This window comes from Arthrobacter sp. 05N429 (genome assembly GCF_056397045.1).
Genome location: NZ_JBFTMQ010000004.1, coordinates 197,304 through 220,165, shown reverse-complemented (window position 1 = coordinate 220,165; position 22,862 = coordinate 197,304). Strand labels below are relative to the sequence as shown.

Annotated in this window: 20 protein-coding genes and 1 pseudogene; 7 read left to right on the top strand and 14 right to left on the bottom strand. The window is 69.0% G+C overall.

Annotated elements, in window-relative coordinates:
- The first annotated feature begins 101 nt into the window (after positions 1-101).
- Entirely contained in the window at positions 102-2,771 is a 2,670-nt protein-coding gene (gene clpB / locus AC1DF4_RS09955) for an ATP-dependent chaperone ClpB (protein ID WP_476912743.1), read from the top strand.
- Between the two features lie 102 nt (positions 2,772-2,873).
- On the opposite strand, the gene AC1DF4_RS09950 is transcribed toward clpB, so the two are convergent.
- The gene (locus tag AC1DF4_RS09950) at positions 2,874-3,776 is read right to left on the bottom strand and encodes a hypothetical protein (RefSeq protein WP_476912742.1); all 903 of its coding nucleotides are present in this window, start codon (positions 3,774-3,776) and stop codon (positions 2,874-2,876) included.
- A 291-nt stretch (positions 3,777-4,067) separates the two neighbouring features.
- Here AC1DF4_RS09950 and AC1DF4_RS09945 point away from each other — a divergent pair, with 291 nt between their 5' ends.
- Together AC1DF4_RS09945 and AC1DF4_RS09940 are read left to right on the top strand one after the other, a co-directional pair.
- A complete protein-coding gene (locus AC1DF4_RS09945; protein ID WP_082492711.1) occupies positions 4,068-4,301 on the top strand; it encodes a DUF3073 domain-containing protein in 234 nt (77 codons plus the stop codon).
- A 232-nt stretch (positions 4,302-4,533) separates the two neighbouring features.
- On the top strand, positions 4,534-5,316 hold the full coding sequence (locus tag AC1DF4_RS09940) for a VOC family protein (protein WP_476912741.1): 783 nt from the start codon (positions 4,534-4,536) through the stop codon (positions 5,314-5,316).
- 55 nt (positions 5,317-5,371) lie between these two features.
- On the opposite strand, the gene purM is transcribed toward AC1DF4_RS09940, so the two are convergent.
- The 3 genes from purM to AC1DF4_RS09925 all read right to left on the bottom strand — a co-directional run bounded on the left by purM (position 5,372) and on the right by AC1DF4_RS09925 (position 8,617).
- Positions 5,372-6,544 (bottom strand): phosphoribosylformylglycinamidine cyclo-ligase, encoded by a 1,173-nt coding sequence (purM, locus tag AC1DF4_RS09935; protein ID WP_441406112.1) that lies wholly within the window; start codon positions 6,542-6,544, stop codon positions 5,372-5,374.
- Complete coding sequence (gene purF / locus AC1DF4_RS09930; protein ID WP_476912740.1) at positions 6,541-8,208, bottom strand: amidophosphoribosyltransferase; 1,668 nt, start codon at positions 8,206-8,208, stop codon at positions 6,541-6,543. Before purF ends, purM begins: the two co-directional genes overlap by 4 nt.
- 64 nt (positions 8,209-8,272) lie before the next feature.
- Positions 8,273-8,617, bottom strand: coding sequence for a hypothetical protein (locus tag AC1DF4_RS09925; protein ID WP_476912739.1), 345 nt, complete (start codon positions 8,615-8,617; stop codon positions 8,273-8,275).
- A gap of 96 nt (positions 8,618-8,713) precedes the next feature.
- On the opposite strand from AC1DF4_RS09925, the gene AC1DF4_RS09920 reads away from it, so the two are divergent.
- On the top strand, positions 8,714-9,562 hold the full coding sequence (locus AC1DF4_RS09920) for a class I SAM-dependent methyltransferase (protein WP_476912738.1): 849 nt from the start codon (positions 8,714-8,716) through the stop codon (positions 9,560-9,562).
- A gap of 118 nt (positions 9,563-9,680) precedes the next feature.
- Here the strand turns inward: AC1DF4_RS09920 and AC1DF4_RS09915 are convergent, their stop codons facing one another.
- The 10 genes and pseudogenes from AC1DF4_RS09915 to pucL all read right to left on the bottom strand — a co-directional run bounded on the left by AC1DF4_RS09915 (position 9,681) and on the right by pucL (position 19,449).
- Positions 9,681-10,631, bottom strand: a complete 951-nt coding sequence (locus AC1DF4_RS09915) for a hypothetical protein (RefSeq protein WP_476912737.1) — start codon at positions 10,629-10,631, stop codon at positions 9,681-9,683.
- Positions 10,632-11,112: 481 nt separating this feature from the next.
- On the bottom strand, positions 11,113-11,547 hold the full coding sequence (locus tag AC1DF4_RS09910) for a DUF6855 family protein (RefSeq protein WP_441406108.1): 435 nt from the start codon (positions 11,545-11,547) through the stop codon (positions 11,113-11,115).
- A gap of 76 nt (positions 11,548-11,623) precedes the next feature.
- Positions 11,624-12,103 carry a thioredoxin-dependent thiol peroxidase gene (gene bcp, locus AC1DF4_RS09905; protein ID WP_476865844.1) on the bottom strand — a complete coding sequence of 160 codons (480 nt, stop codon included), beginning with the start codon at positions 12,101-12,103 and terminating at the stop codon, positions 11,624-11,626.
- A gap of 138 nt (positions 12,104-12,241) precedes the next feature.
- Positions 12,242-13,579, bottom strand: a pseudogene (allB, locus tag AC1DF4_RS09900) (allantoinase AllB); the annotation flags it as partial.
- A gap of 46 nt (positions 13,580-13,625) precedes the next feature.
- Positions 13,626-14,423 (bottom strand): hydroxypyruvate isomerase family protein, encoded by a 798-nt coding sequence (locus tag AC1DF4_RS09895; protein ID WP_476912736.1) that lies wholly within the window; start codon positions 14,421-14,423, stop codon positions 13,626-13,628.
- 31 nt (positions 14,424-14,454) lie between these two features.
- Positions 14,455-14,616, bottom strand: coding sequence for a hypothetical protein (locus AC1DF4_RS09890; protein WP_476912735.1), 162 nt, complete (start codon positions 14,614-14,616; stop codon positions 14,455-14,457).
- A 23-nt stretch (positions 14,617-14,639) separates the two neighbouring features.
- Entirely contained in the window at positions 14,640-15,455 is an 816-nt protein-coding gene (locus AC1DF4_RS09885) for a bifunctional allantoicase/(S)-ureidoglycine aminohydrolase (RefSeq protein WP_476912734.1), read from the bottom strand.
- Between the two features lie 20 nt (positions 15,456-15,475).
- Positions 15,476-16,786: a DUF6986 family protein gene (locus AC1DF4_RS09880; protein ID WP_476912733.1), complete on the bottom strand. Its 1,311-nt coding sequence runs from the start codon at positions 16,784-16,786 to the stop codon at positions 15,476-15,478.
- 3 nt (positions 16,787-16,789) lie between these two features.
- A complete protein-coding gene (aceB, locus tag AC1DF4_RS09875; protein ID WP_476912732.1) occupies positions 16,790-18,388 on the bottom strand; it encodes a malate synthase A in 1,599 nt (532 codons plus the stop codon).
- 152 nt (positions 18,389-18,540) lie between these two features.
- Positions 18,541-19,449, bottom strand: coding sequence for a factor-independent urate hydroxylase (pucL, locus tag AC1DF4_RS09870; protein WP_476912731.1), 909 nt, complete (start codon positions 19,447-19,449; stop codon positions 18,541-18,543).
- A gap of 406 nt (positions 19,450-19,855) precedes the next feature.
- Here pucL and AC1DF4_RS09865 point away from each other — a divergent pair, with 406 nt between their 5' ends.
- The 3 genes from AC1DF4_RS09865 to AC1DF4_RS09855 all read left to right on the top strand — a co-directional run bounded on the left by AC1DF4_RS09865 (position 19,856) and on the right by AC1DF4_RS09855 (position 22,860).
- The gene (locus AC1DF4_RS09865) at positions 19,856-20,350 is read left to right on the top strand and encodes a nucleoside deaminase (RefSeq protein ID WP_476912730.1); all 495 of its coding nucleotides are present in this window, start codon (positions 19,856-19,858) and stop codon (positions 20,348-20,350) included.
- 180 nt (positions 20,351-20,530) lie between these two features.
- Complete coding sequence (locus AC1DF4_RS09860) at positions 20,531-21,919, top strand: XdhC family protein (RefSeq protein ID WP_476912729.1); 1,389 nt, start codon at positions 20,531-20,533, stop codon at positions 21,917-21,919.
- Complete coding sequence (locus tag AC1DF4_RS09855; RefSeq protein ID WP_476912728.1) at positions 21,910-22,860, top strand: FAD binding domain-containing protein; 951 nt, start codon at positions 21,910-21,912, stop codon at positions 22,858-22,860. Before AC1DF4_RS09860 ends, AC1DF4_RS09855 begins: the two co-directional genes overlap by 10 nt.
- Positions 22,861-22,862: the final 2 nt, after the last annotated feature.

Below are 22,862 nucleotides of genomic sequence, written 5' to 3'. Positions count from 1 at the left end.
TCATTTCGCCGTGGGCAAACATGGACCCAAAGGGACCCAATGCAAAGTTGAGCGGAGTACACTCAACTTTAACACCAGCATGTTCCCGGAAGGAGCTCTCTTTGGACGCCAAATTCACCACCAAGAGCCAGGAGGCTCTCGCGGCTGCCGCCATGAACGCCTCGACGGCGGGGAACCCCCAGCTCGAACCCGCCCACCTGCTCAAGGCGCTGATGGATCAGCGCGAGGGCGTCGCCGTCGCCCTCCTCCGCGCCACCGGGGCGGACCCGGATTCCGTCAGCGTCCAGGCCAGCACCGCCATCAAGGCCCTGCCCTCCACCTCCGGCAGTTCGGTGCAGCAGCCGCAGCTGTCCCGCACCGCGCTGCAGGCCATCAAGAATGCCCAGAATGAGGCCGAGCGGCTCGGCGACAGCTTCGTCTCCACCGAGCACCTCCTGCTGGGGCTCGCGTCCGGAAGCGACGCCGTCGGAAAGCTGATGCGCGACGCCGGCGCCTCCCACGAGGCCCTGCTCGCCGCCCTGCCGGGTGTCCGCGGCGACCGCAAGGTGGACAACGCCGACCCCGAGAACTCCTTCCAGGCGCTGGAGAAGTACGGCACCGACCTCACCGCGATTGCCCGCTCCGGAAAGCTGGACCCGGTGATCGGCCGCGACGCCGAGATCCGACGCATCATCCAGGTCCTGAGCCGCCGCACCAAGAACAACCCCGTCATCATCGGCGAGCCCGGCGTCGGCAAGACCGCCGTCGTCGAAGGACTGGCCCAGCGGATCGTGGCCGGCGACGTCCCCGAGAGCCTGCGCGGCAAGACCCTGATCGCCCTGGACCTCGCGTCCATGGTGGCCGGCGCCAAGTACCGCGGCGAATTCGAGGAGCGGCTCAAGGCGGTTTTGGAGGAAATCAAGAGCTCCGAAGGCCAGATCGTCACGTTCATTGACGAGATCCACACCGTGGTCGGCGCCGGCGCCACCGGGGACAGCTCCATGGACGCCGGCAACATGCTCAAGCCCATGCTGGCCCGCGGCGAGCTCCGCCTGATCGGCGCCACCACGCTGGACGAGTACCGCGAAAACATCGAGAAGGACCCGGCGCTGGAACGCCGCTTCCAGCAGGTGTACGTCGGCGAGCCCAGCGTGGAGGACACCATCGGCATCCTGCGCGGGCTCAAGGAACGCTACGAGGCACACCACAAGGTCGCCATCGCCGACTCCGCCCTCGTCGCCGCCGCCACGCTCTCCAACCGCTACATCTCCGGGCGGCAGCTTCCGGACAAAGCGATCGACCTCGTGGACGAGGCCGCTTCCCGGCTGCGCATGGAGATCGATTCCGCTCCGGAGGAGATTGACCAGCTGCGCCGTTCCGTGGACCGCCTGACCATGGAGGAACTGGCGCTGGCCAACGAGACCGACCCCGCGTCGGTGGAGCGGCTGGCCGCGATCCGGGCGGACATGGCGGACAAGAAAGAGGAGCTCGCGGGGCTCAACGCCCGCTGGGAGGCCGAGAAGGCTGGCCTGAACCGGGTCGGGGACCTCAAGGCCCGGATCGACGAACTGCGCTCCGCCGCCGAGAAGTTCCAGCGCGAAGGCGACCTCGAGGCCGCCTCCCGGATCCTGTACGGCGAACTTCCCGCCCTGGAACGGGAACTCAACGAAGCCGCGGAGGCGGAGTCCGCCCGGGTGGCCGGCGGCGGGGCCAAGCAGGACCTGATGGTCGCCGAAGAGGTCACCGCGGACGATATCGCCGAGGTGATTTCCGCCTGGACCGGGATCCCCGCCGGCCGCATGCTGCAGGGCGAGAGCCAGAAGCTGCTAGAGATGGAACACGTGCTGGGCGAGCGGCTGATCGGCCAGACCAAGGCTGTCACCGCGGTCTCGGACGCGGTCCGACGCGCCCGCGCGGGGATCAGCGACCCCAACCGGCCCACCGGTTCCTTCCTGTTCCTGGGCCCCACCGGCGTCGGCAAGACCGAGCTCGCCAAGGCCCTGGCCGACTTCCTGTTCGACGACGAACGCGCCATGGTGCGGATCGACATGTCCGAGTACTCGGAGAAGCATTCCGTGGCACGGCTCGTCGGGGCGCCTCCCGGCTACGTGGGCTATGAGGAGGGCGGCCAGCTGACCGAGGCCGTCCGCCGCCGGCCGTACTCCGTGCTGCTGCTGGACGAGGTGGAGAAGGCCCACCCCGAGGTCTTCGACATCCTCCTGCAGGTGCTCGACGACGGCCGCCTCACCGACGGCCAGGGCCGCACCGTGGACTTCCGCAACGTGATCCTGGTCCTGACATCCAACCTGGGCAGCCAGTTCCTGGTGGACCCGACGCTCGACGCCGCCGCCAAGCGCGACGCCGTCATGGCCACCGTGAACGCTTCCTTCAAGCCCGAGTTCCTGAACCGGCTCGACGAAGTGGTGCTGTTCGACCCGCTGAGCATCGAGGAGCTGTCCAGGATCGTGGAGCTGCAGGTCAAGGAGCTGGGCGAACGCCTCAAGGGCCGCCGGCTCAACCTGGAAGTGACCGAGGGGGCCCGGTCGTGGCTCGCCGTGACGGGCTTCGATCCGGCCTACGGCGCCCGGCCGCTGCGCCGTCTGGTGCAGCGCGAAATCGGCGACAGGCTGGCCAAGGCCATCCTTGCCGGCGACATCACAGACGGCGACACAGTGCTCGTCGATACCGAACCGGACCTCATGGAGCTCACCGTGGGCGGCACAGAAGCCTCGGACCGGCCCGCCGGCGGCGCTTCCGCCGGCAGCGGGCTTTCCGTCCGGCGCAAGGAGTAGGACCCCGCTGCGGTAGGACCCCGCAGCATTAAACAAGAACTGCCAGCCGGATCTTGCTCCGGCTGGCAGTTTCTTTTTGTGCAGAATCCTTGCGGGAACGCCTTAGGGAACCAGCGATTCCATAATGACGTTCCCGGTATCCGCGGTGACGTAGCAGTCCACCCGCCGGTCGCCGTTGTCCCAGCTCGCGGAGCTCGGGTAGGCCAGCTTGTAGCTCAAGACGTAGTCCGCAGACTTGTCCGTCAGGGGTGCGGCCTTGCAGGCGTCCAAAGCCTTCTGCTTGAGCGGATCCCGTCCCGGGTAGGAGTCGGCGGCCGCGTAGTGTTCGATCGCGATCAGCTGCGCGGAGTGCCCCGTGGTGCAATCCACGATGGTGGACTCCGGTGCCTCCGGGTCGAAATCCTTGAAGCAGTCGCCCGCCTGGAAGTCCAGCGGGCCGACGCCCTCCAGCGGAAGGGCCCCCCGGCTCGCGGGGGCGGACGACGTCGTGGTGCCGGCGGGGGCGGAGGAGGTATCCGCGACTGTCTGCTTGCTGCCGCCGAGTGACGTCAGCCACCAGATCAGCAGTCCCATAACGACGACGGCGGTCACCGCGGCGCCGAGCCGTGCCGGACTCTGGCGGCGTAGCAATCCGCCCAGCTGCGAGGCCTTCTCCGATGCCGCCTTGCCAGCCCCTGCGAGGGCGCCGCCTGCGGCTCCCGGAGCGCCCTGGGCGCTGCCGGAACGCCGGGAGCCGGGCTGCCCGGCGTCGGGCCGGTTGACCGGCGGTACGAAGGGGCGGACGGGCGGCGGTGCGGACGGCGCCGCGGGCTGGGCAACGGGCGGCCCGACCGGGGGCTTGCCGGGAGCGGCCTGCGGGACAACCGGCGTCGCGGAGGTCGGCGGCGTCGAAGGCTTCGGGGGCACGGCAGACGGCACGGCGGGGGCAGACCGTCCGCCGGGTCCGCCGGCAGGGGGAACCCCAGGCATGCCGGCGCCGCCGGGCCTTTCGTTCTCTTCGGTCACTGAGAATTCACCACTTTCGTGCGTCTTTGCCGCGGCTGGACGCCCGGCGGAAGGACCCGTTTCCGGAAGTCCACTACGGAACTCTATCTAAGATGCCGCGTGCGCCGCATGCCGCCGGGGCGCCGTCCGGGGCTGCGGCGCGGGCAACACTGTCCACAGCGGCCGACCCGGGGAGCAGTTGCAGCAGAAAGCATGTAATCTAGGTGTACGACAAATTGACCAAACATTCCGGGGCCTCACCGATCGCCAATGGTGACCACCTCCGGTCCGAGTACAAAAGGGGGTCACGCCATGGGGCGCGGCCGTCAAAAGGCAAAAGCTACCAAGCAGGCTCGGGATATTAAGTACTATTCCCCGAACACTGACTACTCTGCGCTTCAGCGTGAGCTCAAGAGCTCTGAGGGTCGTGCACCGAGTCGTTTCTCGAGTGAGCCCGTTGAGCCGGATTATTCGGCTTATGTGGATAAGTACGCGGACGATGTGGAAGAGGACGACGACGAGGTAGATTCCCGTCGGATAGGTTAGTCGACACTTCTTTCCGGCATGCTGTTCCGCTCGCGGATTGCCGACCACGTGATTTCAGGCCCGCCGGCCACTCCCCGTTACGGGCGTGGACGGCGGGTTTTCTGCTGCCCGGATATTCCGCCCGGCCATGCGCCGCGGAGTGTCCGCGCAGTTGTCCGGGCCCCGACCCTCAGGCTAGGTTGAAGCTGCCGGCACCACCCGGCCCGCACCACAATATTCCGGAAGGATTGCCATGACCATGCGCACGGGATTCACCGAAGGCGAGGTCTGCTGGACGGACCTCCAGAGCAGCGACGTCGGGGCGGCCAAGGCCTTCTATGCCGCGGTGTTCGGCTGGCGCTACGTGGACCTGCCCACCCCGGACGGGCGCAGCTACGCGCAGGCGTTCCTGGGCGACGACCTGGTCACCGTCATCGCGCCGCAGAACCCGCAGCAGGAGGCCGCCGGGGCCGCGCCGCAGTGGAACGTGTACTTCGCGTCCCCCGACGCCGCCGAGCTCGCCGCCGGCCTTGATCACGCCGGCGGAACCCTCGAGTTTGGTCCGGAAGCGGTGGGCGAAACCGGTGTCATGGTCTTCTTCGCCCCGCCCGGAGGCGGCACCACCGGCGCCTGGCAGGCCGGAAGCCACCTCGGCACCACCCGTGGCGGTGAACCCGGAGCCCTGACCTGGGCCGAACTCTTGACGCCCGAGCCGCAGTCCGCCGTCGGATTCTTCCAGCAGCTGTTCGGGCACGACGTGACCGAATACCCGCAGGACGACGGCGGCAAGTACACCACGCTGATGGTGGACGGTGCGGAGGTGGCCGGGATCGCCGCGGTCCCGGCGGACGCGGAAGGCACGCTCAAGCCGGGGTGGCAGGTGTACTTCGGGGTGTCGAGTGTCCCCGAGGCGGTCGCAGCAGCCGTAGCCGCCGGCGGCACCGTCCTGATTGAACCGGACGAGGCCGAGGACGCCGGCACCATCGCCACCCTCGAGGATCCGCAGGGCGGCGTGTTCAGCCTGCTGGAGGTTTAAACACATCGAGTGCTCCCCCAGCCGGTGGGGAGCACTCGATGAAGATTTAGAAGGATCAGGCGTAGGCGTTGACCAGGCGGACGGCGCCGCCGTCGACGCCCTTTGCGCCCTGCACGTAGTCCGGGCCGGTCTTGACGATCGAGTCCGAGTCCGCCTCCACGGTGCCCATGACCCAGGCCGGCAGTCCGCGCTCGTTGAGGCGGTTCACCGCGGCGTCGGCGGCTTCGGGGGAGACGATTGCGACCATGCCGACGCCGAGGTTCAGCGTGCGCTCCAGATCGGCCAGCGGGACGTTGCCCAGCTCGGCGACGAGCCGGAAGATGGCCGGGAGCTGCCAGGTGGCGCGGTCCACGGTGGCCACGAGGCCCTGCGGCAGGACGCGGGCAAGGTTGGCGGCGAGCCCGCCGCCGGTGACGTGGCTGAATCCGTGCACGGCCTGGCCGGCGGCGGAGCCGTTCACCGGGAAGGTACGGGCCAGGTCCAGGCAATCGGCGGCGTAGACGCGGGTCGGTTCCAGGAGTTCCTCGCCCAGCGTGCGGCTGAATTCGGAGACGTGGCGGTCCAGGGCCCAGCCGGCGTGGTTGATGACGCGGCGGACCAGGGAGTATCCGTTGGAGTGCAGCCCGGAGGAGGCCATGCCGATCACAACGTCGCCGGCGCGGACACGGTCCGGGCCGAGGAGGTCGGCGGCCTCGACAACACCGGTGGCGGCACCGGCGACGTCGTACTCGTGCTCGCCCAGCAGGCCCGGGTGCTCGGCGGTTTCGCCGCCCACCAGGGCGGTGCCCGCGACGGAGCAGGCGGCCGCGATGCCGCGGACGATGTCCGCGATGCGCTCCGGGACAACCTTGCCGCAGGCGATGTAGTCGGTCATGTACAGCGGCTCGGCGCCCACCACCACGATGTCATCGACCACCATGCCGACGAGGTCGAAGCCGATGGTGTCGTGAATGTCCATGGCCTGCGCGATGGCGACCTTGGTGCCCACGCCGTCGGTGGACGTGGCCAGCAGCGGGCGCTTGTACGTGAGCAGCTTCGAGACGTCGTACAAGCCCGCGAAGCCGCCGACGCCGCCAATCACCGAGGAGTTGTGGGTCGCCTTGATGGCGCCCTTCATCAGTTCGACGGCGCGGTCGCCCGCTTCGACGTCGACGCCGGCGGAGGCATAGGTGATGCCGACGGCGTTCTGGGCGGCGTTCATGTCAGCGGCCGGGGAGGCGGAAGTCATACTGGCTCTTTCTTGTCGGCTGAGGTGACGCGGTCGGCATCGGTGAGCAGTTCTTCAAATTCGGCATCCGGTCCCGGATCGCAGCCGGTGGCGCCGGCCTTCTCGGCGGGGTCCTCATCGTCGGCGACGGCGGGATCGACGTCGGCTGCACCGGCCGCGGTGCCGGCAGACGCAGGGGCGGCGGCGGGGAGTCCGCCGAGGTCCGTGCGTTCGAGCAGGTTCTTGCCCAACTTGTCGGCGGCCGGAAGTTCGATCGGGTACTTGCCCGTGAAGCAGGCGGTGCACAGGCGTTCGCGCGGCTGCCGGGTGGCTTCGATCATGCCGTCTTCGGAGATGTAGGCAAGCGAGTCGGCGCCGATGGCCTGGGTGATTTCATCGATCGTGGCGCCGTTGGCGATCAGTTCCGCGCGGGAGGCGAAGTCGATGCCGTAGAAGCAGGGCCACTTGACCGGCGGGGAGGAAATCTTGATGTGGACGCTTGCGGCGCCGGCCTCGCGGAGCATCCGCACAATCGCGCGCTGGGTGTTGCCGCGGACGATCGAGTCATCCACCACAACAACACGCTTTCCGCGGATCACAGATTCGAGGGCGTTGAGCTTGAGCCGGATGCCGAGCTGGCGCAGCGTCTGCGAGGGCTGGATAAACGTGCGGCCCACGTAGGAGTTCTTGACGAAGCCGTGCGCGAAGGGGATGCCGGATTCCTCGGCGTAGCCCACTGCAGCGGGGGTGCCGGACTCCGGCACCGGGATGACGATGTCCGCTTCCTGGGTGTTTTCGCGGGCCAGCTGGCGGCCCATCTCCACGCGGGACTCGTACACGGAGCGGCCCGCGATGGAGGCGTCCGGGCGCGCGAGGTAGACGTATTCGAAGACGCAGCCGGCCGGCGTCGCCTCGGCGAAGCGCTGGGAGCGGACGCCGTCCTCGTCGATCGCGATGAACTCGCCGGGTTCGATTTCGCGGATGAAGCTGGCGCCGACCGTGGCGAGGGCGGACTGCTCGGAGGCGACCACCCAGCCGCGTTCCAGCCGGCCCAGGCAGAGCGGGCGGATCCCGTACGTGTCGCGGGCGGCGTAGAGGGTGCCTTCATCCATAAAGACGAAGCAGAAGCCGCCCTTGATCTTGGGCAGCAGTTCCATCGCGGTCTCTTCGAGCGACTTGCCCTCTTCGCCCTCCAGCAGGGCGGTGACGAGGGCCGTGTCCGAGGTGTTGCCCTGCTTCATTTCGCCGCTGAGCTGGCCGCCGTTGCGGTCCTCGATCATGGCCTTGAGCTCGGCGGTGTTGGTCAGGTTGCCGTTGTGGGCCAGAGCCACGGTGCCGGTCGCCGTCGCGCCCAGAGTGGGCTGCGCGTTGGCCCAGTGGCTGGCGCCGGTGGTGGAGTAACGGCAGTGGCCGACGGCCAGGTGCCCGGTCAGGGTGTTCAGCGTGGTCTCGTCGAAGACCTGGGATACCAGTCCCATGTCCTTGTAGACGTTGATCCGCTGGCCGTCGCTGGTCGCTATGCCAGCAGACTCCTGACCGCGGTGCTGCAGTGCGTACAGCCCGTAATAGGTGAGTTTTGCAACCTCTTCGCCGGGAGCCCAGACCCCGAAGACGCCACATGCGTCCTGGGGGCCTTTTTCGCCAGAGAGAAGGTCATGAGAAAGTTTTCCATCGCCGCGTGCCACTGGTTGATTATCTCACGTTGTGCGCTAGGACTTTCCCGGCGGCCGGTTTATGACCTGCGGCCGCTCAGGCGCCCTGCTGGTCCCCGTTGTCGGGAACGGAATCCGGGACGGACTCGACGACGGCGTGCTTGGCCCGCCGGACGCTCAACCGGTCCAGGATAAGCGCCACGGTACCGCCCAGAATGACGCCGCCGGCGCCGCACATGATCATAAAGAAGCCGAACACCGCGCTGGCGTCGTAGCTTTCATCGCCGGGGAGGCCGTAGGCGAGGAATGCGGCCAAGACAAAGCCCAGCAGCCCGCCCAGGACCAGGAACGGCACGTACTTCGGCGCCCGGCGCACGGTGATTTTGCGCCGTTCGGGGACGTGCTGCTCGCTGGGGGTGCCGGGGTTTTCGGGGGTAGACATGGTGTTAAGCCTACTGCCCCGGGCGCCATTGCTACCGCCCGGTCCGGGGGCGCACACTAAGGGGTGGGGGAGGGCAAGGAACAGCTTAGGAGCGCCATGTCAGCCTCAGCGGAACAGATCAGGGACCAGCAGCGGAGCACCTGGGACGAGTTCGCCGCAGGCTGGCGGAAATGGGATGCGGAAGTCCTCGGCTGGCACGCCCCCTTCGGCGACGCTGTCATCCGGGAGGCGTGGCTCCGCCCGGATTCCGCGGTCCTCGACGTCGCGGCCGGAACCGGAGAGCCAGGCCTCACCGCGGCGGCCCTCGTTCCGCGCGGAAGCGTCACCCTGCTGGACCTTTCGGAGGGGATGCTGCGGGTGGCCTCCGAGAAAGCGGCGGCCCGCGGCCTGGCCAACGTGCGGACCGCCGTCGGCGACGCCGCCGCCCTGCCGTTCGACGACGGCTCATTCGACGCTGTCCTCTGCCGCTTCGGCATCATGTTCTTCCCCATGATGTCGTCCGCGGTGGGCGAAATGGTACGCGTGGCCAAGCCGGGCGCCCGGATCAGCGCCGCCGTCTGGAGCCGGGCCGCCGAGAACCCGTGGGCCAGCCTGATCCTCGGCACGATCGCCCGCCACACCGAGCTGCCGGTGCCGCCGGCGGGAACGCCGGGGCTGTTCAGTTGCGCGGCGCAGGGGTTCATGACCCGGATGTTCAGGGACGCCGGGCTGGTCGACGTCAGCGAACGGAAGGTCAGCACGGACCTGGTCCAGGAGTCACCCGAGCTCTACTGGGAGTTCATGACCGACATCGCGACCACCGTGGCGGTGGGCCTGGCGCGGGCGGACAGGGAATCCCGGGAACTGATCCGCTCCGACGTGTTCCAGCTGCTGGGCCGCTACGAGCACGACGGCGCCATCCGGCTCCGCTCCACGGCCACCATCGTGGCGGGGACCCGGGTGTAGGCCGCTGCGCCGTTTTCCGCACCGTTTTCCGGCTCGCGCCACGATTTCGGACCGGCGCCGCGGGGATCCGGGGAGCCCGTGTCTGATTCCGCGGCATTTTTCCGGAAGCGAGTCCGGATTAGCGACGACAGGACGGGAGTGTCGCCCGCGGAACGCCTGCCTCCGCCAGGAACGCGGCAAATCTTGCGGGGCTGGACAGCTCAGACCACGTCCATCGCACCACCCGCCGGCCCGTGGCCCGGATCCGGTCCTCCCGGCGCTTCTCGTCGGTGAGAGCCTGCGCCGGGGTCCGGCCGCGAAGATACTCCGGATTGCGGTATTTCACGAGGCCGTCGAATTCTCCGCACAGGCGATCCTCGGGCCAGTCAAAGTCCGTGAAAGCCACCAGCCCGCGTCCGTCCCGGATTTCGACCTGGAGGAGGGGAATTCTGAAGCCAAGCCGGTGCATCATGGCACGGCTGACGGATTCTCCCGGCGAACCGGAAGCAGGATCGGCAAACTCCAGGGCGGTGCGGATTCGCCGGGCCGCGGCCGCAGTGTAATTACCGTCGACGCCGGCGTCGAGTTCCGCTTTGTTGAGCGGTGCAAGGGTGCCGGGCTGCGGTCGGAGGACGTGGTCGAATACCGCGACGCCCTGCTCAAATGATTCAAAGGCTGCCAAGTCCAAGGCCGTGCTCGCGCGGCCAGTGACCAGCAGCCCGTGGCGCTCGTCGATCCGGGCCGAGTCCAAATCGACGAAATGCCGGCGGACACCGGCACGCGAGCGTCCGCCGCCGGCGTCGGAGGTGCATGCGTGCACTGGATGTTGAAGGCCCAGCACGGGCATGTCCCAGAGCGCACCGGAGGACTGGCGGCAGAAGACCGTGCGGCTCTTCAACGTAGCGGCCGCCGCCCTGATGAGGAGCGGATACCGGTCCCACGGAGTCAGCGCCTCCCAGTCCTGCGCCCGGACGTAGACGCCCTGCCGGATGCGGCGGAGCTGCCCGGACTTCGCCTTCCGGGCCAGGTCCCGAGCGTCCTGGCCAAGCCGTGCGAGATCGCTGGTGAGAATCAATTCGGGTAGGTCCATGCCACAGATGGTGGTCCGCGAAAACGGGCCGGGCAACGGCCGGCGCGGCGGATGTGGAGAACTTTCGCGCGGTGGCTTCGGCCCGGCGCGGCGGAATGTGGGGAGCTTTCGCGCGGTGGCTTCGGCCCGCCGCGGCGGAATCGGACCGCCGCGCCTCGGATAATCGCAGCCCGTGTCGGTTTCCGGCGCAACGATCCGGAGGCGCCGCGGGGCGGTTCCTCGGCGTCGAGCTCGTTCGCTAGCGGGAATTTGACGGCAAGACCGCCCGTGAACCGGCCGGGGCGTGCGGGTGTCCTGGGAGGTGCCGAGGACCCGGACGGGAACGTGCGGCGCCGTCGGAAAAGCGCGGCGGAATCGGACCGCCGCGCCTCGGATCCTGTGTGCGCTAGTCCGAAACCGGTGCGCCAGTCCGAAACCGGTGCGCCAGTCCGGCGGCGGTGCGTCTGTCCGAAAACGCCGCGGAAACGTGGGCCGCCCCGGGTCAGGCTGGGATAGCGGGGCCCGAGGCATCGGCGATGATGGCCCGGACGGAGTTGTTGCGCTTGTCGTGTGTGAGCTCCACCAGGCCCAGCGCTTCCAACAAGGGCGGCAGGTACATGCCGAACCGGCCGCGGTAGCCCTTCCGCAGCCCGTACCAACCGCCCACGGGGTTCTCCGGATCCCGCCCCCATGCCTCGACGGTTCCTTCGGCGGCCGGCTTGTTCTCATCGGCGGCGCCTAGCGGCACCCAATCGACCCGCTCCATCAGCCACAGCTGAAGGTCCTCAACGGCCCGGAGGTGATACTTCAGCGTCGTGGAGCCGACTTGGCATACGAGGGCGGCGGGATCGGACTCCTCGTCCCGGTACATCGTGTACTCGGACGTTCCGGGGGCTGTCTTGAGCACCCAGGGATCCTGCTTGGTTCCAGTTGCCACGTTTCCGCCTTAGCGTAGGCCGTTGCCGGCGCTGTTTGGACCGAGCCTACCCAGTGCGCCCGGCCCACGCGAGAGCCTAGACGCCGAGCGCGTCCTTCAACGCGGCGACATGGCCCTGCGCCTTGACCTGGTACTGGGTCAGCCGGACGCTGCCCTCGGGGTCAACGACGACGGTGGAGCGGACGATCCCCTCGGTGACTTCGCCGTTGACCAGCTTTTCGCCCCACGCGCCGTAGGCCAGCGCCACGGCGTGGTCCTCGTCGGCGAGCAGCGGGAAGGTCAGTGCGAAGTCGCCGGTGAACTCGGCAAGGGCCTCCGGGGCGTCGGGGGAGATGCCCAGCACCTCGTAGCCGGACCCCTGCAGGGAGGCCAGGCTGTCGCGGAAATCGCAGGCCTCGGTGGTGCACCCAGGGGTGGCGGCCTGCGGGTAGAAGTACACAATGACGTTCTTGCCGCGGTAGTCGGCCAATGACACTTTCTGTCCCGCGGCGTCCGGAAGGGTGAACTCCGGGGCAGGGGTTCCGGGCTGGAGCTTGATGGTGGGGTTGGGGCTCATGGCGTTCCTTCGGGGTCTGTTGGAGTGTCTGCGGACAAAGCGGTCTGTCGTTAAACAACCACCGGTTCAGAGGCTGTATTCCGCCGGACCGCGCACATCTGCCCGGGCTGCGGGCGCACCCCCCGCCGGGACAGCTTCGCCGCCCCGGCGGAGCAGTTGTCCGCGGGGGGTGCGGCCGTCGATTTCACGGCCGCGCAGGAAGGTCCGGCGGACCACCCCGGAGAGGGTCTTGCCGTCGTAGGGGGTGATGGGGTTCTTGTGCCTGAGCTTGGCGGCGTCCACCACGAAGGAATCCTCGGGCGCGAAGATCGAGAAATCGGCGTCGTAGCCCACGGCGAGCTGGCCCTTCGAGGCCAGCCTGGCGAGTTCGGCGGGCCGGCGGGCCATCCAGGACACCACCTGTTCCAGTGGAATGCCGCGGTGCCGTGCCTCCGTCCAGACCAGCGACAGGCCCAGCTGGAGCGAGGAGACCCCGCCCCAGGCCACGGCGAAGTCGCCGTTTTCCAGGTCCTTGAGGTCCAGGGTGGACGGGGAGTGGTCGGAGACGATGCAGTCGATGGTGCCGTCCTGGAGGCCCTTCCAGAGCAGTTCCCGGTTGGCGGCCTCTCGGATCGGCGGGCAGCACTTGTAGGCGGTGGCCCCGTCGGGGATTTCCTCGGCCATCAGGGTGAGGTAGTGCGGGCACGTCTCCACGGTGAGGCGGACGCCGTCGCGCTTGGCGCTGGCGATCATGGGCAGGGCGTCCGAGGAGGACAGGTGCACGATGTGGGCGCGGGCGCCGGTCCAGCGGGCCCGTTCGATCACCTCGGCGATGGCCTTGTTCTCGGCGCCGCGGGGGCGGGATGCGAGGAACGCCGCGTACTGGCCGCCGCCCTGGTGCGGGGCATGTTCGATCGCTTGGGGGTCCTCGGCATGGACGATCATGAGCGAATCGAAGGACTTGAGCTCGGTGAGGTCCTCTTCCAGCTCCTCGGCGTCGAGGTGCGGGAATTCGTCCACGCCGGAGGGCAGCAGGAAACACTTGAAGCCGAAGACACCCGCGTCGTGCAGGGGGCGGAGGTCCGCCTTGTTGCCGGGCACGGCTCCGCCCCAGAACCCGACATCGACGAACGCCTGCCCCTCGGCCACTTCGCGCTTGCGGTTGAGGCCGTCCGCGGTGGTGGTGGGCGGGATGCTGTTGAGCGGCATGTCGATGATGGTGGTCACGCCGCCGGCCGCCGCAGCCCGGGTCGCGGAGGCAAAGCCCTCCCACTCGGTGCGGCCCGGCTCGTTGACGTGGACGTGGGTGTCCACGAGGCCCGGGAGGAGGGTTTCGTCGTCCGCGAGCTCAATGACGGTGGCGCCGGAGAGCCCGACGCCGAGCGGCCCGACGGCGGCGACCTTGCCGCCGCGCACCCCCACCTCGCACGGCGCGGTCCCCGCCGTCGTCAGGACGCGCTGCCCGCGGATGACGAGGTCGAAGGTTTCTTCAGGCATTAGGGCTCTCCTTGCTCGTGGCCGTCTGACGGTCCGGGCCCTGCGGTCACCGGGCCGGCTGGCGGAGAGCCCAGTCGAACGCGGTTGCTGCCGGTTCCTTGTACTCGAGGCCGATGTAGCCCTCATAGCCGAGCTGCCGGCTGCGGGCGATCCAGTCGTCCAGGGGAAGCCCGCCGGTTCCGGGAGCCCCGCGGCCGGGGCTGTCGGCGATCTGGATGTGGCCGAAGTCCTTGGCGTGCTTTTCGATGACAGCGTCGACGTCGTCCCCGTTGACGGACAGGTGATAGAAGTCGGCGAGGAGCTTGATGTTCTCCGCACCGGTGTCCTCCTTCACCCGGGAGATGACCCGGAGGGCGTCGTCGGCGGTGAGGAGCGGGTAGCGCGGGGCGCCGCTGACCGGTTCGAGCAGCACGGTTCCGCCGATGCGGGCCACGGCGGCGGCCGCGGCCGCGAGGTTCTGGACCGCCAGCTCATCCTGGGCTTCGGGCGTGTGCCCGTCCTGCCGGTTGCCGTAGAGGGCATTGAACGAGCTGCAGCCGAGGCGCCCGCCGACGCCGGCCACGACGTCGATATTGTCCCTGAATTCGGCGGAGCGGCCCGGCCAAGAGACCAGGCCGCGGTCGCCGGCGGGCATGTCGCCGGCGTTGAAGTTCAGGCCGGTGAGTTGGACACCCGCGTCGGTGACCGCCCGCTCGAAACGGGTGAGCTCGGCGTCGCCGGGGACGGAGGTTGCGAAGGGCCACCAGAACTCGACGGCGTCAAAGCCGGCCGCCTTCGCCGCGGCGGGCCGTTCCAGGAGCGGCAGTTCGGTCAGCAGGATAGAGCAGTTCACGGAGTACGCCATGGTGTTCCTTTCTGGTGCGCAGGGGATCTTCTTACCCCTTCGAGGGGTCCTTCCGGGCCGCCAGGCCCACCAGCGCCCCGACGCCCACTCCGATCAGCAGGCCGGTGAACGGCTTGTCGGCGCTGACCACGCCAATGACCAGCCCGAGGGCCGCGCCAACGAGCATTCCGATCCACAGCGACTCGTACTTCACAGCCTCAGGCTAGCAAGCCCTGTCTAGGTGAGGCGGACCTGCCGGTTGACGTCCTTGTAGAGCAGGTAGCGGAACGGGCCCGGCCCGCCGGCGTAGCAGGCCTGCGGGCAGAACGCGCGGAGCCACATGAAGTCGCCGGCCTCCACTTCCACCCAGTCGTCGTTGAGCCGGTAGACGCCCTTGCCCTCCAGGACAAAGAGCCCGTGTTCCATCACGTGGGTCTCGGCGAAGGGGATCGACCCGCCGGGCTGGAACGTGACGATGTTGACGTGCATGTCATGGGCGAGGTCGTCCGGGTCCACGAACCGGGTGGTCGCCCAGGCGCCGTTCGTGCCGGGCATGGGCCGCGGCTCGACGTCCTGGTCCCGGGTCACAAAAGACTTCGCCGCGAAGCCGTCCAGCGGCTCGTAGGCTTTGCGGATCCACTGGAAACTGGCAGCCTCCCCGGCCCCGTCGTTGGACACTTTCCAGTCCGAGCCCGCCGCGAGGTAGGCGTAGCCGCCGGGCTCCAGGCGGTGGCGCTCGCCGTCGAGCGTCAGGGTCAGTTCGCCTTTGGTGAGGAAAATGACGCCTTCGACGCCGGCCTCCGCCTCGGGTCTGTCGCTGCCGCCGCCCGGCCCGACTTCCACGATCAGCTGCGAGAAGGTTGTGGCGAAACCGGCGATCGGCCGGGCGAGGATCCAGGACCGGGTCTTGGTCCAGCCAGGCAGGTTGGACGTGACGATGTCGCGCAGCACGCCCTTGGGGATGACCGTGTAGGCCTCTTTGACCACGGCGCGGTCGGTGAGCAGGTGGGTCTGCGGCGGCAGGCCGCCCTCGGGGGAAAAGTAGCTGCTCATGGGATCGCTCCTGGTAGGGGTCAGTGGTTGGGGGAGGCTGACGGCTGCGCCAGCCGGGGGTGTGCCAGGCCCGTCAGCCGGGGCAGGCTGAGACCCGTCAGCTCAAGGACTTCCGCGGCGCTCGCTGCGCCGCATTGGATGCCGCGCAGCACAAAGGCGGCCAGGGCGCGGGCCGTGGCGGGTTCATCCATTACGCCGCCTTCAACTCGCTCCATATAGTTGCGGAGCCGTGCGGCGGCGGCCGGAAGGCCCTGCCGGTAGAAGGCATAGGTGGCAGCGAAGCGGCTCGGCAGCTGGGCGGGGTGGAGGTCCCAGCCCTGGTAGTAGCCGCGCTCCAGTGACCGGCGGACCAGCCGGCCGTGGAGCCGCCAGGCGTCCTGCACGGCGTCGCCGACGGGCATGACATTGCTGGACCCGTCAGAGAGCCGGACGCCGGTTCCGGCCACAGCAAGCTGCATCACCTCTTTGGCGTGGTCCGCCGCCGGGTGTTCCATGGACTGGTATTCGGCGGAGATCTGCAGGGAGGCCGAGTAATCGTAGGTGCCGTAGTGCAGGGCGCTGATCCGGCCGGGGACGGCGTGCGGCAGCTGCGCGACCGGGGAGGTGCCGTCCGGGCCGAGGATCAGCTGCGGCGTTTCCACTTGCACTTCAAACCGCAGGCGGCCGGCGGGCAGCGAGTGGGCCTCCTCCAGCCGGGACACGGCAAAGTCCATCGCCTGCACCTGGGCCACGGTGGTGACCTTGGGCAGGGTGAGGACCAGCCCTTCCGGGAGCTCGCCGGCGGCGGCCAGGCCGGAGACGAACAGGTCCAGGGTGCGCAGCCCGCGGGCACGGGTGGCCGCCTCGAAGCACTTGAACCGGATCCCGATGAAGGGCGGGGCGCTGCCGTCCGCCACCGCGGTGGCGACGGCGGCCGCGGCAGCGACGGCGTCGGCGTCCTCGACGTCGTCACCCCGGTCCCCGTAGCCGTCCTCGAAGTCCAGCCGGAGATCCTCGATCGGCTCGCTGCCGAGCTTCGCGGCCACACGGGACGCGACGGCGGCGGCCAGCTCGGGGTCCTGGCCGAGCAGTCTTCCCAGCCGTTCCAGCCCGCCATGGGCGTCCGCGGCGGCCAGCGCCTGGGCACCCCAGCCGGCTGCGAAGCCCGGAGTGAAGCGGTCGGCGGGGACGTAGACGGTGTGGACCGGCTGGCGGGAGCCGTCGTCGCCCGGATAGTTCCGGTCCAGCAGCAGGTCCGTGGCCGCGAGCTGGGTATCTATCCGGTCCAGGTCGGCGCCGGAGAGGGACCCGGACCTGGGCCCGGAGGGAGACGCAGGCGGGGGTGCAGCCACGGCTCAGTCCACCAGTTCGTAGGCGGGCGTGGTGAGGAAGTCCGTGTAGTCCTCGGAGAGGCAGATGTTGCCGATGAGCTCGCTGGCGGGCTGGTAGTGCTTCGCGAAAGCGTCCTCGCCCACCTCGGCCCGGAGCTTCTCGGTTTCCTCGGCCAGGATCCCGGCCACCAGCTCACGGGTCACGGTCCGGCCGGTATCGGCGAGGACCACCTGGTTGCGGATCTGCTGCCAGACCTGCGAGCGGGAGATCTCCGCCGTCGCCGCGTCCTCCATCAGGTTGTGGATGGCGACGGCGCCGTTGCCCGAGATCCACACCGCGGTGTAGGCGACGGCGACGTAGAGGTTCAGGCGCAGGCCCGCCTCGGTGACCGTCCCGTTCGCGGAGGCGATGTCCAGGAGCTGGTCCGGGGTGACCGAGACCTCCGGGCGCTGCCTGTCCAGCTGGTTCGGGCGTTCGCCGAGGACGGCGTCGAACACGTCTTGGCAGACCGGCACCAGGTCCGGGTGGGCCACCCAGGACCCGTCAAAGCCGTCGTTTGCCTCGCGGGTCTTGTCCGCCCGCACCTTCTCGAAGGCCTGGGCCGTCACCTCGGGTTCGCGGCGGTTGGGGATGACGGCCGCCATGCCGCCCATGGCGAAGGCGCCGCGGTGGTGGCAGGTCTTGACCAGCAGCTCGGTGTAGGCGCGCATGAACGGCGCCGTCATGGCCACGGTGGCGCGGTCCGGGAGCACAAAGCGCGGGCCGGCGTCGCGGAAGTACTTGATGATGCTGAACAGATAATCCCAGCGTCCGGCGTTCAGTCCGGAGGCGTGGTCGCGGAGCTCGTAGAGGATCTCGTCCATTTCGAAGGCCGCGGGGATGGTTTCGATCAGGACGGTGGCGCGGATGCTGCCCTGGGGGATGCCGACGTAGTCCTGGGCGAACACGAAGACCTGGTTCCAGAGCCGGGCCTCGAGGTGGCTCTCCATTTTGGGCAGGTAGTAGTAGGGACCCTGGCCGTTCTGCAGCAACTGCTTGGCGGTGTGGAAAAAGTGCAGGCCGAAGTCCACCAGGGCGCCCACGGTGCGTTCGCCGTCGATGAGCAGGTGGCGTTCACTCAGGTGCCAGCCGCGCGGGCGGGCCACGACGACGGCCAGCGGGGCGTCGGTCCGGAGTTTGTATTCCTTGCCTTCGGGGGAGGTGTAGGCCAGGGTGCCGGCAGCGGCGTCGCGGAGGTTCAGGATCGATTCGACCACGTTGGACCAGGTGGGGGTGCTGGCATCCTCGAGGTCGGCGAGCCAGATCTTCGCCCCGGAGTTCAAGGCGTTGATCGCCATCTTGGCCGGGGCGGCCGGGCCCGTCATTTCCACCCGTCGGTCCTGCAGGGCCGCGGGGGCGGCGGCGACTGACCAGTCAGCTTCGCGGATGTCGCGGGTCTCCGGCAGGAAATCGAGCCGCCCGGTGCGCGCCACGTCCTCGCGTTTGGCCGCGCGGGCCTTGAGCAGCTCCCCGCGGGTGGCGGCGAAACGCTGGTGCAGTTCCTCGATGAACGCCAGCGCCTCCGGGGTGAGGATCTCCCCGGCGCGGTCAACGGGGCGGTGGGCTGAAACTGTGAGAGCCATGGTGGTCCTTCTTCGTCGGTGAATCAGGCGGTGCGTCACGTGGTGCATCAGGGGGCGGGAATCCGGCAGCAGCGATCTGGATCGGTCTTGGCGAACACACTAGCCTCCCCGGGCATGATTACGGCCGCCCGCCGCCGATCGTGACTTCGTTCCTAGCAGAAGCCGGCAATGCCGGCCCAGGCGGCGTCGGCCGGCACGGCGTCGTCGCGCTGTACGGCCGCCTCGATCAGGCCGTACGGGCGGTCGGCGGCAAAGAAGACCTCGTTGGGGTTGTCGAGGCCAAACGGCGAGAGGTCCACCAGGAAGTGGTGCTTGTTGGGCATCGAGAACCTGATTTCGTCGATCTCGGGGTGTGCCTCGAGGACCTTCGCGCCCATGTCGAACAGGGTCTGCTGCAGGGCGTGGGAGTACTTTTCGGTGAAACCCTCCAGCAGCAGGGCCTTGATGTCCTCGTAGCCCTTGTTGAAATCGAGGGAGCCGTAATCCGTGCCGGTCCGGTAGCGCCAGCGGGCGGAGACCTCCGTGGCCAGGATCCGGTCCGTGGTCTCCGGCAGGGTGGTGTACCTGTCCCGCGGAAAGCCGAAGAAACCGGACTGCGTGGACTTGAGGACGGTGAGGTCCTTGAGGCCCGAGAGCAGATGCCGTTCGGCGCCGTCGCGGACCAGCACCGCGGTCCGCACCTCCTGGCCGTTGCGCACGAAGGAGTGGTCGTGGGGCGCGCCGTGGGACTGGATGCGGTCCCAGCGGTAGGACTCGGCTTCCCAGCGGCCGCCGGTCACCCAGTCGAAGCTGGACGTGAAGTGCTCTCCGAGCCGGAGCAGGAAGGCCTCCGGGGAGCCGATGCCTTCCCGGGCGAAGGCGTAGATGGTGTTCTTCTGGGTGTCCGTTGCCACCACGTGGCTGTTGTCGCCCTTCAGGTGGGCTGCGGCGAAGTCGCCGCGGAGCTGGGAGGTGACGTTGAGGTCGTCGATCTCGTGGCGCTCGGTGTCGCGGGTGATCTTGACGACGCGGACTTCGGCTTTACCGTACTGGTTCTGTCCGAGGACGATCCTGCTGCTCATGGTGCGGTTCCCAACTTCCGGTAGGTGGAGCCAAAATGCCACATGGAAATTTCGAACGCATTTCGCGTCCGTTTCCTTCTCGCCGGCCCACAAAAAAGAGCCGGCGTCAGTTAACGCCAGCTCATTACAACCCTGCCTGCTGCTCCCAGGTCACGTGACACACGCCACGAAGTAGATCCAACGCTAGTGGGGCGGCAGGCACATCACAAGCATCCAAAAAATTGATGGCGCAACCCCCTTTCCGCTGCTAGTCTCGCTCGTGTCAACGGCGGGCACCCGGGAGCCGGGAGGCTATCTACCAGGCGCAACACCAACTTCACCGCAAACGCTGGAGCCTGGTAACCGACGCCGCAGGCTCATCACCTTCCGGTACGGTTCCGGCTTCCACAGCAGAGGGAGTCGCATCATGACTGTCATCGCCACGGCCCAGGTGTATCTCGCCAGGTCCATCGAGCTGGCCACCGCCAACGTCATGAACAGCGGAGGGCCCTTCGGCGCCGTCGTTGTCACCGCGGACGGACAAGCGTTCGACGGCGTCAACCGCGTCACCGCCACCAACGATCCCACCGCCCACGCCGAGGTCACGGCCATCCGCCGGGCCTGCGCCGAACTGGGCCGGTTCGAACTCAGGGGAGCCACCCTCTACACCAGCTGCGAACCGTGCCCCATGTGCCTGGCCTCCGCCCTCTGGGCCCGGGTGGAAGGCGTGGTCTTTGCCGCTGACCGGCACGACGCCGCCTCCGTGGGATTCGACGACGCCGTGTTCTACGAATTCTTCGAGAAGGGCCAGCCCGCCGCCGTGATGCCCGTGCGCAAGCTGGCGCTGGACGGCCCCGAGGCGCCGGCCGTGCTGCTGCCCTTCACCACCTGGACGACCCACCATTCCCGGATCCACTACTAGATTCCGCGGCGCTTTCGGACAGGCGCTGCGCTTTTGGACAGGCGCTGCGCGGATCCGGGGCGCGGAATTCCGCAATCACAGCGGATTTCCGGCGGGCCCGGCCGCGGCGGTCCTTTCCCCGGCCACCGTTTGGAACGACAATGTGCAGATCATCGCCGCAGGGGAGAAGGGGGTGCAGCAATGTTGGATCTGATGCCCGCGCTCGCAGCCTGGCCGCCGGCAGCCAGTGGCCGGCGCTGCGCTGTGGCAACGATTGTCGGGGCCACCGGTTCCGGGCCGCGCCCGGTGGGAACCTCCATGCTGGTGTCCGAGTCCGGCGACGTCCTGGGCAGCCTCTCCGGGGGCTGTGTTGAGGGCGCCGTCGTGGCGGCGGCGCTTGAGGTGATGGACGACGGCGGCCCCCGCCGCGAGTTCTTCGGCTACAGCCCCGCGGACGCTTTCGCCGTCGGGCTCACCTGTGGGGGCGGGCTGGAAGTCCACATCGAACTGCTGGCGGATGCCCTCGGGCCCCTCGGTCCGGAGGGCCTGAATGCCCTGGACACCAACGATCCCGGCACGGGCCTGGCGCTCCTCCGCCGGATCGACGCCCGGTCCCCGCACAGTGCCCAGCCCGCGCAAGGTGCCGGCGCCGTCATGGTCCCGGATCCGGCCAGCTACCAGGTGGCGCAGTCCGAGGCAGTGGCGACACTGCTGGGTATAGACACGGCGTCAGGGGACGGGGGCCACGCCCTGCTGCGGGCAGCAGCCGCGCAGCTCGAGCCCCTGCTGAGGAACGGGACCACCGGCGTGGCGCGGCTGGCGGCGGAATCCGGCTGCGGCGGCGATGCGGCGGGGCGTGCCACCGAGCCCGTCACCCTGCTGGTGGAGAGCAGGCTGCCGCCGGCCCGAATGCTGGTGTTCGGTGCCAACGATTTTGGTGCGGCCCTGCTGCCGGCCGCCCGGCTGCTCGGCTACCACGTGACCTTGTGCGACGCACGGCCTGCGTTCGCCGGGCAGGAGCGCTTCGCCTCGGCGCAGGAGGTGGTCACCGACTGGCCGCACCGGTATCTCGCCGCCGAAGCCGCAGCGGGCCGGCTCGATGCCCGGCCGGTTGTCTGCGTGCTCACCCACGATCCCAAATTCGACCTCCCGCTGCTGGAAGCGGCGCTGCGGCTGGACCTGGCATACGTCGGGGCCATGGGATCGCGGCGGAGCAGCGCCCAGCGGATGAGGTCGCTGCTCGCAGCCGGCGTGACGCCGGAGGAGGCCGAGCGGCTGCATTCCCCGATCGGGCTGGACCTGGGTGCGGTCACGCCGGCCGAGGTGGCCGTTTCCATCGTCGCGGAGCTGGTGGCGGCCCGGACGCGTTCCGCCCGGCGGCTATCGCTAAAGCACCGGAGCGGACCGATCCACCAGTACGCCGGCGCCGGCCAGCCCGCGACAGAGCCACGTACCGCGTCGCACCCCATCACACCGCATCACGCGCCGGAGCACGTCACCGCTCCGCACCACACGCCGACGCACCATGCCCCTGAGCACCTCACCCCGCAGCGCCACGCACAGCAACACCTGGAGACGCCATGGACATGAACACCATCGAGGCGGTGGTCCGCACCGCGGATCCGGCCGACTGGCAGCCCGGCGACGCCTGGCTGGCCGGCGGCACCGTGCTGTTCTCCTACGGCAGCTTCGCCTTCGGCAATGAACCGCTCCGGCGGCTCCTGGACCTCGGCTCCACGGGCTGGCAGGCCATCACAGTGTCCGAATCCGGCATCGAGCTCGCGGCCACCTGCACCGTCGCCGAGCTCTATGCGCTTCCCGCCGGCGACACCGGCCGGGCACACGCGGCCGCCTGGCCCGCGCTGGAGCTGATCCGGCCATGCTGCGATGCGTTCGTGGCATCCTTCAAGGTCTGGAACATGTCCACCGTGGGCGGCAACCTCTGCACGTCCCTGCCCGCCGGACCCATGATCTCCCTCTGCGCGGCCCTCGACGGCGTGGCCACGGTGCTCGGCCCGGGCGGCGCCAGCCGTACCATCCCGGTGACGGACTTCGTCACGGGGGACGGGCGCAACGCCTTGGCACCCGGCGAGCTGCTTCGCAGCATCCAGCTGCCGGCGTCGGCCCTTGCCTCACGGGTGGCGTTCCGCCGGCTGTCGTTGAGCAACCTGGGACGATCCGGAGTGCTGCTGATCGGACGGCTCGACGCCGACGGCGGACTGGTCCTCACCGTCACCGCCGCCACCAAGCGCCCCGTGCAGCTGCGCCTCGGTAACGGGATAGTTGCCGCAACCGAACTGTCCGCCGCGCTCGACGCCGTCATCCCGGACGGGCTCTATCACGACGACATCCACGGCCTGCCCGAGTGGCGCAAGGACATGACCTACCGGCTGGCCGAGGAAATCCGCGCCGAACTGGCGGCCCCGGCGGGGACGGTGCCGGCCCACGTTTCCGGCGATTTCTGGCCTCCGCCGCGCACGGCGCCGCAGACTCAGGCGCCGCTGGCTTCGCCGCAGCAGGAAGGGGCCTGAGC

Coding starts and splice junctions, on each gene's coding strand:
- AC1DF4_RS09945 (WP_082492711.1), top strand. CDS start 4,068: ATGGGGCGCGGCCGTCAAAAGGCAAAAGCTACCAAGCAGGCTCGGGAT.
- AC1DF4_RS09940 (WP_476912741.1), top strand. CDS start 4,534: ATGACCATGCGCACGGGATTCACCGAAGGCGAGGTCTGCTGGACGGAC.
- purM (WP_441406112.1), bottom strand. CDS start 6,544: ATGACTTCCGCCTCCCCGGCCGCTGACATGAACGCCGCCCAGAACGCC.
- AC1DF4_RS09925 (WP_476912739.1), bottom strand. CDS start 8,617: ATGTCTACCCCCGAAAACCCCGGCACCCCCAGCGAGCAGCACGTCCCC.
- AC1DF4_RS09920 (WP_476912738.1), top strand. CDS start 8,714: ATGTCAGCCTCAGCGGAACAGATCAGGGACCAGCAGCGGAGCACCTGG.
- AC1DF4_RS09915 (WP_476912737.1), bottom strand. CDS start 10,631: ATGGACCTACCCGAATTGATTCTCACCAGCGATCTCGCACGGCTTGGC.
- bcp (WP_476865844.1), bottom strand. CDS start 12,103: ATGAGCCCCAACCCCACCATCAAGCTCCAGCCCGGAACCCCTGCCCCG.
- AC1DF4_RS09895 (WP_476912736.1), bottom strand. CDS start 14,423: ATGGCGTACTCCGTGAACTGCTCTATCCTGCTGACCGAACTGCCGCTC.
- AC1DF4_RS09885 (WP_476912734.1), bottom strand. CDS start 15,455: ATGAGCAGCTACTTTTCCCCCGAGGGCGGCCTGCCGCCGCAGACCCAC.
- aceB (WP_476912732.1), bottom strand. CDS start 18,388: ATGGCTCTCACAGTTTCAGCCCACCGCCCCGTTGACCGCGCCGGGGAG.
- pucL (WP_476912731.1), bottom strand. CDS start 19,449: ATGAGCAGCAGGATCGTCCTCGGACAGAACCAGTACGGTAAAGCCGAA.
- AC1DF4_RS09865 (WP_476912730.1), top strand. CDS start 19,856: ATGACTGTCATCGCCACGGCCCAGGTGTATCTCGCCAGGTCCATCGAG.
- AC1DF4_RS09860 (WP_476912729.1), top strand. CDS start 20,531: ATGTTGGATCTGATGCCCGCGCTCGCAGCCTGGCCGCCGGCAGCCAGT.
- AC1DF4_RS09855 (WP_476912728.1), top strand. CDS start 21,910: ATGGACATGAACACCATCGAGGCGGTGGTCCGCACCGCGGATCCGGCC.